Genomic DNA, 12,930 nt, shown 5'->3' with positions numbered 1-12,930 from the left:
ATCTGGCAGAATTAATAACGATTAGTTTTCTTTGTGCTGAGTGTCTAAGATTTGTTTCTGCTTTTTAAGTAGCTGATCAAGTTCTTTTGCCAGCTTTACTTTCTGCTCTAATGAGCTATCCAGCATGGCATTTATTTCTGTCAGCATCGATGCCTGCTGCTCTGCTGGTTTAGCTTCAGCAACTGGCTGTGCCACAACCTGATTGGCAACTTCCTGCGACAATTCACTGATCACGGCCTGCACATCCTGTTGCTGGATGGTGGTAAGCTCCTCCAGATAGCCATATAGCATTACCCGGTCCATTAACAAATTGATTTTTCTTGGAATACCACGACTAAATTGCTGAATATCCGGGTAGCACGCGTCTTCTATTAAGTTTGCTCTGGCACCGGCTTGATTCAGGCGAAATTCAATGTAGGCACGGGTCTCGTCAGTTTGCAGTGCCGTCAGATTTGACGAGGCAATAATACGCTGGCGAAATTGTTCCATATTAGGCGCCTGAATAATCGGATTTAATTCGTTTTGTCCCAGTAGAAAGCTTTGAAGCAGCGGTTTACCGTTTACCTGAAAGTTAGATAGCATCCGTAATTCTTCAATTGATTCCAATGGCAGATTTTGTGCCTCATCTACTATTAACAAAGCACGACGATGCTGGGCATGCAGCCGCTTCAGATAGCTGTATATCGCATCAAGATAGCTGGCTTTGTTGTGCTCATTCACGACCAGATTGAAGCTGGATGCGATCATTCGGATTAAATCATCAGGTGCCAATTTGGAGGTGACAATTTGCTTGGCAATAATTTCATCCTGATTCAATTGGTTAAGCAACTGATTGGCTATAGTTGTCTTGCCTGTACCAACATCACCGGTAATAACGATAAAGCCTTCACCTTGAGTTAATCCATATTGCAGATAGGCCAGAGCGCGTTTGTGCAGTTTACTGGCAAAAAACCAGTTAGGGTTTGGGGTAAGCTGAAAAGGGCGTTCTTTCAATCCATAGTAGGATTCGTACATGGTAATGTCCTTATTAATATGTGAGCGGGTATCAGAATCGTAAACCTTGATTGTTAAATACCGCGCAACAAATCTGGCAGTAATTGCAGTGTATACAAATTCAGAGCCAAAAACGATAATTGTGCCGCGATTTGTGCTGACTACAGCGGGTTTTCGCTACCGGAACCGGATGGCTGCAAAAAGAACGCAGGGTAGGGTAAGTTATTGGAAAATCAGCATGCCAGTACGTTGAACGCTTGAAATTTCAGCAACAAGTTTAAAAAATGGCCGAACAACATTTTGGCCAGAAAAAACTGTTGACACATTTACGGTGTCACCCTAGAATGCGCCCCGTGTTCAGCGATAACGTTACGGCGAAATTGTTGAATATAAAGTGTGGGGCTATAGCTCAGCTGGGAGAGCGCTTGCATGGCATGCAAGAGGTCAGCGGTTCGATCCCGCTTAGCTCCACCAAGATTTCCAGTGCGTCCCCTTCGTCTAGAGGCCTAGGACACCGCCCTTTCACGGCGGTAACAGGGGTTCGAATCCCCTAGGGGACGCCACTTAAATCTGCACACTTTGACTGAACACAGCGTCCCCTTCGTCTAGAGGCCTAGGACACCGCCCTTTCACGGCGGTAACAGGGGTTCGAATCCCCTAGGGGACGCCACTTTAGTCACTGTTTTACAATGTTGTGTTACTGTTCTGTTATGTCCCCTTCGTCTAGAGGCCTAGGACACCGCCCTTTCACGGCGGTAACAGGGGTTCGAATCCCCTAGGGGACGCCATCCAATTCTGAATTATCTCCTGAATTATTTTTTCTATCGCCTTTCTTTTATTCTTTAATCTGTAGCTCGTTCAGCAAATCTGCCATAAATTCGCTTATTATCAGTTGGGCTGCCACATTGGGGTGAATGCCATCTGCCATCATTAAATCACTGTTAATCGCAATGCTGTCCATAAAGAACGGCCATAGGCTAATGTCATGTTTTTCGGCTAGCTGCGGATAAAGTGCGGTAAATTGTCTGACGTAGCGTGGTCCGTAGTTCGGTGGGATCCGTATTTGCATTAGCAGCGGCTCGGCATTATGCTGCCTGACCAGAGTAATGATTTTATTAAGGTTTGCCTGGATAAGCTCTACCGAAAAGCCGCGCAGACCGTCATTGCCGCCTAGCGCAATAAGCACAACGTCTGGCTGATGCTCTGCCAGCAGCGCTGGCAGCCGCGCCAGCCCGCCTGAGGTGGTTTCGCCACTGATACTGGCATTAATAAGCTGCCAGTCTGTATTTTGCTGCAGCAGCGCTGGCCAGCCCTGTTGCTGCTGCATACCGTATGCAGCACTGAGACTGTCACCTAAGATAAGTAATTTGTCAGCATAGCTGACCTGACTGACTAAACTGATCAACAACAAAAAGATGATGCGCATGACTAAAACACCTGAATTACATATAACAGCAACAAACCTTGCTAAACGTGTCAAGGTCCCGGAGGGATCACTGACTATCCTGCATGATATCAGCCTTACAATCAATCGTGGGGAAACGGTGGCGATAGTCGGCGCTTCCGGTTCGGGTAAATCAACCTTGCTTAGTCTGCTGGCCGGCCTGGATACACCCAGTGAAGGTGAAATTTATATGGCAGGCCAGCCATTGCATCAGCTATCGGAAGATGAGCGCGCCGGCGTCAGGGCCCGGGATGTAGGTTTTGTTTTTCAGTCTTTTTTACTGTTACCCAGTTTAACTGCACTGGAAAATGTCACCCTGCCGGCTGAACTGTCGGGAGACAAAAGCGCTCGCCAGCGTGGTCTGGAACTGCTGGAGCAGGTGGGATTAAGCGCAAGGGCAGACTTTTTCCCTTCGCAGTTATCGGGTGGGGAGCAGCAGCGGGTAGCAATTGCCCGGGCTTTTATTACCCGACCGGCAATTTTGTTTGCTGATGAGCCATCCGCCAATCTGGATGCAGTAACCGGCAAAATGATTGAAGACTTGCTATTTGAACTGAATGACAGCCAGGGGACAACGCTGGTGTTGGTGACTCATAATACGGAGCTGGCGCAACGTTGTCAGTATCAGCATCAGATGCGCTCAGGGCGTTTTGTTGCAGCTGACTCAGTATCAGAGGATGCAGCGAATGTGGGCTAGTATTGCAGGTCGCTTGTTCTGGCGTGAGTTAAGACGGGGTGAGTTATGGGTTATCGCCTTTGCATTGTTTCTGGCTGTGGGCTCTGTGGTCAGTTTAAGCGGCATTACCCAAAGTGTGAAAAGCGCGTTGCAGCAACGCAGTGCTCAGTTTACTGCAGCAGACAGGGTGCTGGGATCGAGTCAGCCATTTGATGAAAGCTTTTTTAATGTTGCCACAGAGCTTGATATAGCCAGCGCCCGGCAAATGCAATTTGATTCTATGTTATTTGTCGGCGAACAAATGCAACTGGCTACCGTTAAAGCTGTCAGCGACAGCTATCCGCTGCGGGGTGAGTTGATTCTGCACCGCTCGGCCAGCATTATGGCTGGGCCGCCGGGGCAATTAACCCCGGGGGAAGTCTGGTTTGAAGCCAGATTGCTGGATTTGCTGCAGGTTAAGCCTGGCGATAAGATTGAACTTGGGGATACAAAACTGGTTGTTGCCGGTGTTATTGTCAATGAGCCTGATGCACCACTCAGTGTTTTCGGCGGGTCGCCCCGGGTAATTATGCATCTGGATGATGTCGCCGCGACCAATATCGTTCAGCCGGGTAGCCGGATTAGTTACCGGTATCTGTTTGCCGGCAATGAAACCGCGCTGGAAAACCTTAAAGCTACCCTGGACCCAAGACTGACAGTTCATCAGCGCTGGCGCAATCTTGATCGCGAATCGGCAATTGGCAGTGCGCTGGAGCGGGCAGAGCGCTTTTTACTGTTAGCCGGTCTGTTAGGTATCGTCTTAGCGGCTTGTGCTGCTGCTGTCGCGGCCAGTCGCTACAGCCAACGGCATACTCAGGCGGTGGCGATTATTAAAGCCCTTGGCGCAACCACGGCCAGAGCCAGATTGTTGTATGGCAGTCATTTATTGCTGGTGGTGTTATTCAGCCTTGTGCTCGGCTTAGTGGGTGGTCAGCTGGCTATATTTGCTGCTGAGCTTGGGATTAGTCACTATATCAGCGATTACCGCACCGCTTTCAGTATCAGGCCTTTGCTACTTGGCACCTTAACCTGTTTTATCTGCGCCTTGTTATTTGCTGCCAGGCCGCTGTGGCAACTGGCCAAAACGCCGGCTATTGAAGTGTTAAAGCAACCGGCAGCAGCCATCAAACTCGATAAGTGGCAGCTGTTATTCGGTGCTGGGGCTATCTGGGGCTTAATGTGGTTGTTCAGTGGTGAATTGCTGATAAGTTTCGGTCTGTTTTTACTTTGTGGCGTGTTTGCGGCCATTATGCTCGGGTTTGCTGCTGTAATGGTTAAGCTTGCCCGGCCGGTTGCAGCGGGGCAAAGCAGCGCCGGCCGGCTGGCATTAGCTAATTTGCGCCGCAGGTTATGGCCCAACAGTTTTCAGCTTATTACCTTTAGTCTGGCTATTTTTCTGACCTTACTACTGTATTTTTTAAGGGCAGAGCTGATTGGTCAGTGGCAGCAACAGATCCCGGAAGGCGCGCCTAATCATTTTTTAGTTAATGTCAGTGCTGAGCAGCGGGCTAAGGTCAGCGCATTTACCGCGGCCAATAACTTGCAGCCAGAACCATTTTATCCGGTTGTGCGCGGACGGTTGGTCAGTATTAACAGTGAACAACTGCAGCAAGAGGCCTCTAAAGAAGACCGCAGCGAGCAACGGGTTGGTGTTGGCCGTGAACTTAATCTGACCTGGCTGGCGCAACTACCGGCTAATAATAAAATTATTGAAGGCGAGTGGTTTGGTGATAAGCCCGAGGCTGAAGTATCGGTTGAACAGGAAATTGCCGAGCGGTTACAACTGAGCCTGGGCGACCAGCTTGCCTTTTCCATTGGTGGCCAGCAGGTGGCTGCAACAGTAACCAGTATCCGTCAGGTTGACTGGAACAGTTTGCAACCTAACTTCTATATGATATTGAGCCCTGATGTGCTGGCTACGTTTCCGGCAACCTACATTACGGCTTTTTATCTGGAGCAGGGCAGTGGCAAGCTAATTAATCAGTTGGCCCGGCAAATGCCTACCGTAACGGTGATCAGTGTCGACGCCATCATTAATCAGGTAAACGATATTATTGCTCAGGTGACTATTGCTCTGAGTTTTATTTTGCTGATTATTGCCCTGGCCGCCGCACTGGTATTGGTTGCTCAGGTGCAGGCCACGTTAGAGCAACGGGAACAAGAGCTGGCGATACTGAGAACGCTTGGTGCTAAGTACGCCTTTTTGCGCAATGCGCTGCTGCTGGAGTTTGCTTTTCTGGGAGCCCTGGCCGGACTATTTGCGACTATTCTGGCCGAGTTATTGTTGATGCTACTACAACAACGGGTGTTTGAAATGCCATTTCAGTTTCATTTTGCGTTATGGTGGATGGGGCCTGTGATTGGCATTGTAGCAGTAAGTTTACTGGGCTGGTGGCAGTTACGGCGTTTATTGCAAATACCCGGCGCTGTGCTTATCCGGCGGGTCATTCAGAATTAAAACGGCATTTCTATAAATCCAGATCTGCCAGTGCTGCTGGCAGTTTTGGATATTGAAAGGTAAAGCCCGCGTCTATCGCTTGCTGTGGCACCACCCGTTGCCCGTACAACAAGATATCTGCCATTTCACCAAACAGCAGTCGTAACATAAAGGCTGGCATGGTCAATTTAGCTGGCCGGTTCAGCCGTTCGGCCAGAGCCTGGCTGAATTGCTTATTGGTTACAGGTTTTGGCGCGACAGCATTAAAGGGCCCTTGCAGGGTTGGGGAATGCAACAGAAAGTCGATCAGTTTAACGATGTCATCAATATGGATCCACGACATATACTGCTGACCGTTGCCAATTGGGCCGCCCAGGCCAAACTTGAATGCCGGCAGCATTTTTGCCAATGCACCGCCATCGTCAGACAATACTATACCGGTGCGTAGCAGGCACACCCTGGTTTTTTCACTGCCGGCCCGCAGTGCCAGGTTTTCCCAGCGGGCACAAATATCATGACTGAACTCAGGATAAAAAGCGCTGTGTTCTTCTGTGATAAATTCGGCGCCCTGGCGGCCATAATAACCCACGGCAGAGCCACTAATCAGACAAGAAGGCGGTGTCGTGGCTGTCTGGATGCATTCACTTAGCTGTTCAGTCAGCTGCCAGCGGCTGTGGCAAATCCGTTGCTTTTGTTTGTCAGTCCATCTTTTATCGGCAATAGGCTCACCAGCCAGATTAACGACTGCATCAAACTGATTAAAATCAACATCCTGCAATTTATTAACATAGGTCACAGCCCCGTTCTGTTGCAGCCTGGTGACAGGTTGACGGGTTAACACTGTGATCTGATGCTGTTCACGCCAGTATTTAAGCAGGGCAGAACCAATCAGACCTGTTCCACCGGTGACAAAAATACGCATGTGGTGCTCCTGTTTATCAACGACTTGCCGCTAAGTATAGCGGGTTGTCGCCGACTTATTATTTGTTAACTGATAAGGTAAGGGATACCGAGTCAGCGAACCGCAGGGCATGTGGCTTGTCTATCTCCACTTCTGCAAAATGGACGGCAGGGTGAGCACTGGCCAGCGCTAATACATCAGCCGTTAGTTTCTCCAGTAAACTGAACCGGTTCATTTCAACCAATTCAATAATTTGCTTGGTAATAGTGCGATAGTTAAGGGCATTACTCATGTCGTCGCTGTTGGCAGCATTATTGGCGCTGTACTGGATCTTTGCGTTAATGATGACGTCTTGTTTATTGTTAATTTCATCATCTTTAATACCGATAAAGGTCCGTAAACGCAGGTTTTTAATTTTAATTGTTGCCGGGTTAAGTTCCATAATGCTGTATCCTCAGAATATTTAAACGCTTTACGGCGGGGGCAGCTGGGGCGATCAGTGTTTGTTTGATGCTTAACGATTAAAAGGTCTATTCCGGAAAAATAAGTTCGAATCTGGCGCCACCTAACGGGCTATCAGTAATTTGCATACCACCGGAGTATGATGTCACCAGCTCGGCAACAATCGATAAGCCGACGCCATGTCCATCCTTATAGGTGTCGAGCCGGGTGCCGCGGGTAAATAGTTTCTTTCTGGCATCTCTGGCAATACCCGGGCCGTCGTCTTCAATAATCAAATTAACCGGATTCTGACTTACTGTCAGTTTCACCTGCTGTTTACACGCTTTGCAGGCATTATCAAGTAAGTTACCCAGTATTTCCATTAAATCTGTTTCATCACCACGAAAGGTCGCATGTGCCGGACAATCTATCTGGATATCAAGATTTTTATCGCGATAAATTTTCTGCAGGGCATTACACAGCTTTTCAACATGGGGCAGTATTTCAAATTGCTTTTTCCAGATATCCTGACCGGAGCTGCTGGCTCTTTTCAGCTGATGCTCAATCATGGCACTGATCCGATCAAGCTGTTCTTTTAATTCAGGTTGCTGGCTCAACACTGACGTATTTAATACCGCTACCGGGGTTTTCAGAGCATGGGCCAGGTCGCTGAGGTGGTTGCGATAACGTTGTTTCTGCCGGTTCTGATTAGCCAGTAGTAAATTTAAATCTTCTTTAATGTTGGTCAGCTCGGCCGGATAGCGGCCGTTAAGATGGTCCTGTTCACCGCCCTCTAACTTACGGATTTCCTGGTCAAGTTTACTTAGCGGTTTGGTCGTCCAGTAGTAAGCCAGCACGCTGAACAACACCAACGCTGCGCCAATCCAGATAAACCAGCGAAGCAGAGTATTACGAAAACTCAGATAGGGTGCCGTTAAATTGGTGTCTGTTTGCACAATATGAATGGTCAGGGGACGGGTTTGCTCCCCTGAGTCAAATAACAGTGCGATGCTCAGCAGCCAATATTGCTCAGAACCGCTGACATAAGAGTAAAACAGGTGTTCACCCGGCACAAGCGTGGTATCAGGTGGATTGAATTGCTGACTTAGCGAGGAGTCTGATTGCCAGACAATACTGCTGGCTGAACCGTTATCACCCGAACTGGCATCAGCAGAGTTGTCAGTCGCTGTGTTGCTGGTATTTGTGGCAGCAGGATTGATGTCACGGCTGGTAATATAAGCACTTAAACCTGAGTCAGGCCGGAAAAAATCCGGTGACAAGGTCGTGTTGCCTAACTCAACTTTACCATCCTGAATTTTCAGGTCTGACAAAATAGCGTACATATGTACTTCAAGCTTTTGCTCAGCGTTGGTCAGCAATTGAGTAAAAAAAGCCTGGTCGATGGCAATAAAGGAACTGGGTAACAATAGCAGCAGCAGAACGATGCTTACCAGGCCCTGACGCAGCTTAAGTGACAAAGTCATATCTAACTGATTGTCAGATTAAAGCGATAACCGCGACCCCGTAATGTCTCAATCGGCTTCAAATCGCCGTCCGGATCGAGCTTTTTGCGTAAACGTAATACAAAAACCTCGATAACATTGCTGTCCAGATCAAAATCCTGATCATAAATGTGCTCGGTTAATTCGGTTTTAGAAATGACTTTGCTGGGATTCATCATGAAATACTCCAGCACTTTATATTCGTAAGCCGTCAGGCTGATTTCAGCATCATTAACCCAGACTTGCTGCGTTCTGCTGTTAAGTGACACCGGTCCTGCACTAAGCGTTGGATCAGGTTGGCCAGCCGCCCGGCGGATTAATGCATTACATCGTGCCAACAGTTCTTCGCCATGGAAAGGCTTGGTTAAGTAATCATCTGCACCGGCGTCCAGACCTTCCACTTTTTCCTGCCAGCTGCCACGGGCCGTTAAAATAATGATCGGGGTTTTAATTTCTTTTTGTCTGGCTTTACGGATAAGAGTTAAGCCGTCCATTTTCGGCAGGCCCAGATCAATTACTGCTAAATCATAGGGGTATTCAGCCAGTTTAAACCAGCCATCATCGCCATCCTGAGCAATATCAACACTGAACTGTTGCTGTATCAGCTGCTGTTTAATTTTTTCTGCTAATAACGTTTCATCTTCAACAACGAGTACCCGCATTATTTATCATCCCTTTCAACCCGGCCGGTGCGATTATCGACCCGTACCGTAATTACTCTGCCATCAGCCTGAATTATCCGTATCCGATAATGCCGGCTTTCGGTCTGAACCTTTAAAATTTTTCCCGGATAACGTTGTTGAGCAAGGGTGGCTGCCTGCTCTTTTGTAATATCGGGTTGTTTGTTACCAAGTGCTATAGCGTCAGGTGTCAGGCTTAACCCAGCCAGCAAAACCAGCAACAGCAATGAACGCAACATCTGATTCTCCACATTCGGTATCCGTTGTATGTTACCTAACAATCTGGCACGCAACAATCAACTTAGTAATACAATTGACGCTTAGACTATGTCACGCAGCATTAATTGTCGCTGAATAGAGACACCTGCATTAAATTCAAATAAAGTTAAATAAATATTGCAAAAGTAAAAATATCGCCTAATTTATATTTGATTGGTATTAATAATGTTGCTTCTCTGGGTTATGCCAGGTCACTGTTTAACGGGCCAATCTGAACAGTTTGTAGTGGCTTAATTTTTACCCATAGTTTTGCAGGGATGCAACCGTCAAACATTAAGGAAGAAACCATGAAAAATATCGTAATAGCGTTGTTGTTAACCGGCCTGACGTTAACTGCAAACCAAACCCTGGCAGCTAAACCGGGTGCCACTGTGAATAAACAAACGGCAACTGCGCAGCAACAGCAGAAATTAAATCTGAATAAAGCCAGTGCCGAGCAACTGGAGGCCGTGCCGGGAATTGGTAAAGCCAAAGCCCAGGCAATACTGGCGCATATTCAGCAAAATGGCCCGATTACCAGCCAGAAGCAGCTGACAGAAGTTAAAGGAATAGGCGATAAACTGGCCGCAAAAATTGGCCAGTATGTCAGCTTTGATTAATGGTTAGTTGAAACACCGACGGTTCGGCCTTAGGTTTAATCACCTAAGGCTTTCATTTGCTCATTTGCCCACTGCACGGCAGTATGATAAGCGTCTGGCACTTTATCGGCTGCAATACCAAGCTGATTCATTGCCAGATTTGCCTGTTGCCACTGAGCCGCTTCATAATGCTTTATCAGTGTCAGATACTCAGCAAGCACTCCACTGTTGTCAACCAGGGCATCTTTAATTTCTTTGGCCAGTGGCAGCTTTTCCATCACGCTGGCAATGGGTTCATCTAAGATGGCGTCCATCAGCGACATTAAACCGGTTAAAAAGGCCTTGCCGGTGTCAACTTTACCATCAATAGTAGCTAATGCTTCAGCAAAGCGGGCGCGGGTCATCGACATGCGCATCAGCTCAGCAGGTTTATCGCTGCTGATTTGTGCAGTAAACAGTAATGACAGAAACTTTTTAAGTTCAACCTGGCCCAGCACAACCAATGCTTGTTTGATCGTTTCAATTTCAGTTCTGCGTTTAAAAATGGAAGAATTACTGTAGCGTAATAATTTGTATGACAAACTGACGTCACGCTGAAATATATTGGTGATTTTTACCAGGTCCAGCTCTGCTTTGGAGGTCTCGTACAGTAATTCCGCCAGCGTCATCTGGGCCGGTGACAAGGCTTTGGTTTGCATCATTTCAGGTTGGGAGAAAAAGAATCCCTGAAAGTAACAGAAGCCCATATCCAGTGCCTGCTGGAACTCTTCATTGGTTTCAACTTTCTCTGCCAGCAGTTTAATATGTGGAAAATCTTCTATTGCCTGCTGGATCACTTTGATGGTTTCGATGTCAGTGCTTCGAAAATCAATTTTAATAATATCAATAAACGGATAAAAATGCCGCCAGACTGGTTGGTGGATATAGTCATCCAGTGCCAGCGTATAACCCATTTCTTTCAGATGCTGGCATTCAGCTAACAGTCGTTTTCCTGGCTGCACGGTTTCGAGAATTTCGACGACAACCTGCTCTTTCGGTAACATACTCGGGTATTTTTTTAGCAGCGACTCCAGCGTGAAATTAATAAACCCCGGCTTGTCACCCAGGAAGTCCTCTAAGCCAAAACTAAACTGGCTGCCTTCGATCATTCTTGAAGTCGCTTCTTCGCCATCAATTTCGGGAAACACATTACTCAGGCCATCCCGGAATAGTAATTCATAAGCAAACAGTACTTTATTTCGATCGAGAATGGGTTGGCGGGCAGCATAAAAATACATATTGCAGGTATCTCAAGTGGGTTGTTAAAACTAATTTAGCAAATTTTCCCCACAACGCGATAGAATTTTTTTATTACGTTGTGGGGATCAGGTCTGCTATCTCTGCGCAGCCAGTTGTTGCTGCATTTTGCTGAACATTGCCAGCACACCCGGGGCAGGGCCCCGGCTGAATTTACTGACAATAACGATTGCCAGGGTGCTCAGAACAAAGCCCGGTACAATTTCATACAACACGCTGCTTAAGCTGGCGCCATTAATGGTAATGGGGGCATAAATCCAGATTAATACCGTCAATGCGCCGACAATGATGCCGCTTAATGCTCCGGCAAAGGTCATTCTTTTCCAGTACAGGCTCAAAATAATCAATGGCCCGAATGCTGCACCAAAGCCAGCCCAGGCATTACTGACCAGTTGCAACACTGAGCTGTCCCGGTCGTACGCCAGCGCGATGGCAACTAATGCAACAGCTAGTACCGACAGCCGGCCCACCAGCACCAGTTCACGTTGGGTGGCATCACGTTTAACAAAGGCTTTATAGAAATCTTCGGTTAACGAGCTGGATGTCACCAGTAATTGCGAAGAGATGGTACTCATAATCGCGGCTAAAATGGCAGCGAGTAAGAAACCGGCAATAAACGGATGAAACAAAAACTGTGAGAATACAATAAAGATGGTCTCAGGGTCGCTGAGGGTCATCTTAGTTTGTGCGACATAAGCAATGCCGACAAAACCCGTCATCAGGGCACCGACAATGGTGACCAGCATCCAGCTCATACCAATGCGGCGGGCCGTTTTAATATCTTTTACAGAGCGGATTGCCATAAAACGGACGATGATATGTGGCTGACCAAAATAGCCCAGTCCCCAGGACAGCGCTGAGACAATCGCAATCAGCGATGAGGCGCCGACCCAGTTAATCAGCTGCGGATCGATAGTTTCAACAACCTGCTTCACCTCAGTAAAACCACCAAGGTGGTCAAGGGCTACCACCGGCACCAGTACCAGTGATACAAACATAATACAGCCCTGGACGAAGTCGGTCATACTGACCGCCATAAAGCCGCCAATCAACGTGTAAATAACGACTACACCTGCTGTGACATAAAGACCGAGTTCATAACTTAAGTTAAACGAGCTTTCAAACAGCTTGCCTCCGCCAACAACACCGGAAGAGGTGTACAAGGTAAAGAACACCACAATAACTAACGATGACACTACCCGTAATAACCGGGTTTTATCTTCAAAGCGCTTTTCAAAGTAGTCAGGAATGGTAATCGCATCATGAGCCACTTCGGTATAAACCCGAAGCCTTGGCGCCACTACAAGATAATTAATGTAGGCGCCGATCAGCAAGCCAACAGCTATCCAGGCACTGCTTAAACCGGTCAGGTACATAGCGCCCGGCAAACCCATCAGCATCCAGCCACTCATATCCGACGCGCCGGCTGACAGGGCCGTCACGCCAGGGCCCAACTTGCGGCCACCTAACATATAGCCCGAAACACTCTCGTCGGTATTGCGGTATGCATACAAACCAATACCAATCATGGCCGCAAAATAAATACCCAAAGCAAAAATAGTTGCAGTTTCCAAAACATAGACTCCTTATTATTTGTTTTTATGCTAACAAGATGAACCCTGGCTTACCAGCGCTTTATGCCTGATTAAAAACGCCGGTGATAA

At 47.5% G+C, this 12,930-nt stretch carries 12 protein-coding genes and 4 tRNA genes; 7 read left to right on the top strand and 9 right to left on the bottom strand.

Features of this window, described 5'->3' with window-relative positions; genetic code table 11:
* Window positions 1-21: 21 nt before the first annotated feature.
* Window positions 22-1,014, bottom strand: a complete 993-nt coding sequence (locus R3187_RS12100) for an XrtA/PEP-CTERM system-associated ATPase (RefSeq protein ID WP_318967311.1) — start codon at window positions 1,012-1,014, stop codon at window positions 22-24.
* Window positions 1,015-1,391: 377 nt separating this feature from the next.
* Here R3187_RS12100 and R3187_RS12095 point away from each other — a divergent pair.
* The 4 genes from R3187_RS12095 (at window position 1,392) to R3187_RS12080 (ending at window position 1,781) form a co-directional block, all read left to right on the top strand.
* Window positions 1,392-1,467 (top strand) — tRNA-Ala (locus tag R3187_RS12095).
* A gap of 13 nt (window positions 1,468-1,480) precedes the next feature.
* Window positions 1,481-1,556 (top strand) — tRNA-Glu (locus tag R3187_RS12090).
* 31 nt (window positions 1,557-1,587) lie between these two features.
* Window positions 1,588-1,663: transfer RNA gene (locus R3187_RS12085), tRNA-Glu, on the top strand.
* A gap of 42 nt (window positions 1,664-1,705) precedes the next feature.
* Window positions 1,706-1,781: transfer RNA gene (locus R3187_RS12080), tRNA-Glu, on the top strand.
* 47 nt (window positions 1,782-1,828) lie between these two features.
* Here R3187_RS12080 and R3187_RS12075 read toward each other — a convergent pair.
* Complete coding sequence (locus tag R3187_RS12075; protein ID WP_318967310.1) at window positions 1,829-2,419, bottom strand: arylesterase; 591 nt, start codon at window positions 2,417-2,419, stop codon at window positions 1,829-1,831.
* On the opposite strand from R3187_RS12075, the gene R3187_RS12070 reads away from it, so the two are divergent.
* Complete coding sequence (locus R3187_RS12070) at window positions 2,418-3,134, top strand: ABC transporter ATP-binding protein (protein WP_318967309.1); 717 nt, start codon at window positions 2,418-2,420, stop codon at window positions 3,132-3,134. The two genes, R3187_RS12075 and R3187_RS12070, sit on opposite strands and share 2 nt — an antisense overlap.
* Window positions 3,124-5,610 carry an ABC transporter permease gene (locus tag R3187_RS12065; RefSeq protein WP_318967308.1) on the top strand — a complete coding sequence of 829 codons (2,487 nt, stop codon included), beginning with the start codon at window positions 3,124-3,126 and terminating at the stop codon, window positions 5,608-5,610. The genes R3187_RS12070 and R3187_RS12065 overlap by 11 nt, the downstream gene beginning before the upstream one ends.
* 10 nt (window positions 5,611-5,620) lie before the next feature.
* On the opposite strand, the gene R3187_RS12060 is transcribed toward R3187_RS12065, so the two are convergent.
* From R3187_RS12060 to R3187_RS12040, 5 genes are all read right to left on the bottom strand, one after another.
* Window positions 5,621-6,511: a TIGR01777 family oxidoreductase gene (locus R3187_RS12060; RefSeq protein ID WP_318967307.1), complete on the bottom strand. Its 891-nt coding sequence runs from the start codon at window positions 6,509-6,511 to the stop codon at window positions 5,621-5,623.
* A 58-nt stretch (window positions 6,512-6,569) separates the two neighbouring features.
* On the bottom strand, window positions 6,570-6,935 hold the full coding sequence (gene folX, locus R3187_RS12055) for a dihydroneopterin triphosphate 2'-epimerase (RefSeq protein WP_318967499.1): 366 nt from the start codon (window positions 6,933-6,935) through the stop codon (window positions 6,570-6,572).
* A gap of 85 nt (window positions 6,936-7,020) precedes the next feature.
* A complete protein-coding gene (locus R3187_RS12050; protein WP_318967306.1) occupies window positions 7,021-8,415 on the bottom strand; it encodes an ATP-binding protein in 1,395 nt (464 codons plus the stop codon).
* 2 nt (window positions 8,416-8,417) lie between these two features.
* Window positions 8,418-9,095, bottom strand: coding sequence for a response regulator transcription factor (locus R3187_RS12045; protein WP_318967305.1), 678 nt, complete (start codon window positions 9,093-9,095; stop codon window positions 8,418-8,420).
* The gene (locus R3187_RS12040) at window positions 9,095-9,352 is read right to left on the bottom strand and encodes a PepSY domain-containing protein (RefSeq protein ID WP_318967304.1); all 258 of its coding nucleotides are present in this window, start codon (window positions 9,350-9,352) and stop codon (window positions 9,095-9,097) included. The genes R3187_RS12045 and R3187_RS12040 overlap by 1 nt, the downstream gene beginning before the upstream one ends.
* 327 nt (window positions 9,353-9,679) lie before the next feature.
* On the opposite strand from R3187_RS12040, the gene R3187_RS12035 reads away from it, so the two are divergent.
* Complete coding sequence (locus tag R3187_RS12035; protein ID WP_318967303.1) at window positions 9,680-9,991, top strand: helix-hairpin-helix domain-containing protein; 312 nt, start codon at window positions 9,680-9,682, stop codon at window positions 9,989-9,991.
* A 35-nt stretch (window positions 9,992-10,026) separates the two neighbouring features.
* On the opposite strand, the gene R3187_RS12030 is transcribed toward R3187_RS12035, so the two are convergent.
* Both R3187_RS12030 and putP read right to left on the bottom strand, forming a co-directional pair.
* The gene (locus R3187_RS12030) at window positions 10,027-11,247 is read right to left on the bottom strand and encodes an EAL and HDOD domain-containing protein (RefSeq protein ID WP_318967302.1); all 1,221 of its coding nucleotides are present in this window, start codon (window positions 11,245-11,247) and stop codon (window positions 10,027-10,029) included.
* A gap of 96 nt (window positions 11,248-11,343) precedes the next feature.
* On the bottom strand, window positions 11,344-12,840 hold the full coding sequence (gene putP / locus R3187_RS12025; RefSeq protein WP_318967301.1) for a sodium/proline symporter PutP: 1,497 nt from the start codon (window positions 12,838-12,840) through the stop codon (window positions 11,344-11,346).
* Window positions 12,841-12,930: the final 90 nt, after the last annotated feature.

The sequence above is a fragment of the Arsukibacterium sp. genome (assembly GCF_033721375.1).
GTDB lineage: Bacteria > Pseudomonadota > Gammaproteobacteria > Enterobacterales > Alteromonadaceae > Alishewanella.
This window is presented reverse-complemented; position numbering and strand designations above follow the sequence as displayed.

What these genes read in the sequence shown, in the direction of transcription:
- R3187_RS12075 (WP_318967310.1), bottom strand. Translation starts at nt 2,419, where the DNA reads ATGCGCATCATCTTTTTGTTGTTGATCAGTTTAGTCAGTCAGGTCAGC.
- R3187_RS12070 (WP_318967309.1), top strand. Translation starts at nt 2,418, where the DNA reads ATGACTAAAACACCTGAATTACATATAACAGCAACAAACCTTGCTAAA.
- R3187_RS12030 (WP_318967302.1), bottom strand. Translation starts at nt 11,247, where the DNA reads ATGTATTTTTATGCTGCCCGCCAACCCATTCTCGATCGAAATAAAGTA.
- R3187_RS12035 (WP_318967303.1), top strand. Translation starts at nt 9,680, where the DNA reads ATGAAAAATATCGTAATAGCGTTGTTGTTAACCGGCCTGACGTTAACT.
- R3187_RS12045 (WP_318967305.1), bottom strand. Translation starts at nt 9,095, where the DNA reads ATGCGGGTACTCGTTGTTGAAGATGAAACGTTATTAGCAGAAAAAATT.
- R3187_RS12100 (WP_318967311.1), bottom strand. Translation starts at nt 1,014, where the DNA reads ATGTACGAATCCTACTATGGATTGAAAGAACGCCCTTTTCAGCTTACC.
- R3187_RS12040 (WP_318967304.1), bottom strand. Translation starts at nt 9,352, where the DNA reads ATGTTGCGTTCATTGCTGTTGCTGGTTTTGCTGGCTGGGTTAAGCCTG.
- R3187_RS12050 (WP_318967306.1), bottom strand. Translation starts at nt 8,415, where the DNA reads ATGACTTTGTCACTTAAGCTGCGTCAGGGCCTGGTAAGCATCGTTCTG.
- R3187_RS12060 (WP_318967307.1), bottom strand. Translation starts at nt 6,511, where the DNA reads ATGCGTATTTTTGTCACCGGTGGAACAGGTCTGATTGGTTCTGCCCTG.
- R3187_RS12065 (WP_318967308.1), top strand. Translation starts at nt 3,124, where the DNA reads ATGTGGGCTAGTATTGCAGGTCGCTTGTTCTGGCGTGAGTTAAGACGG.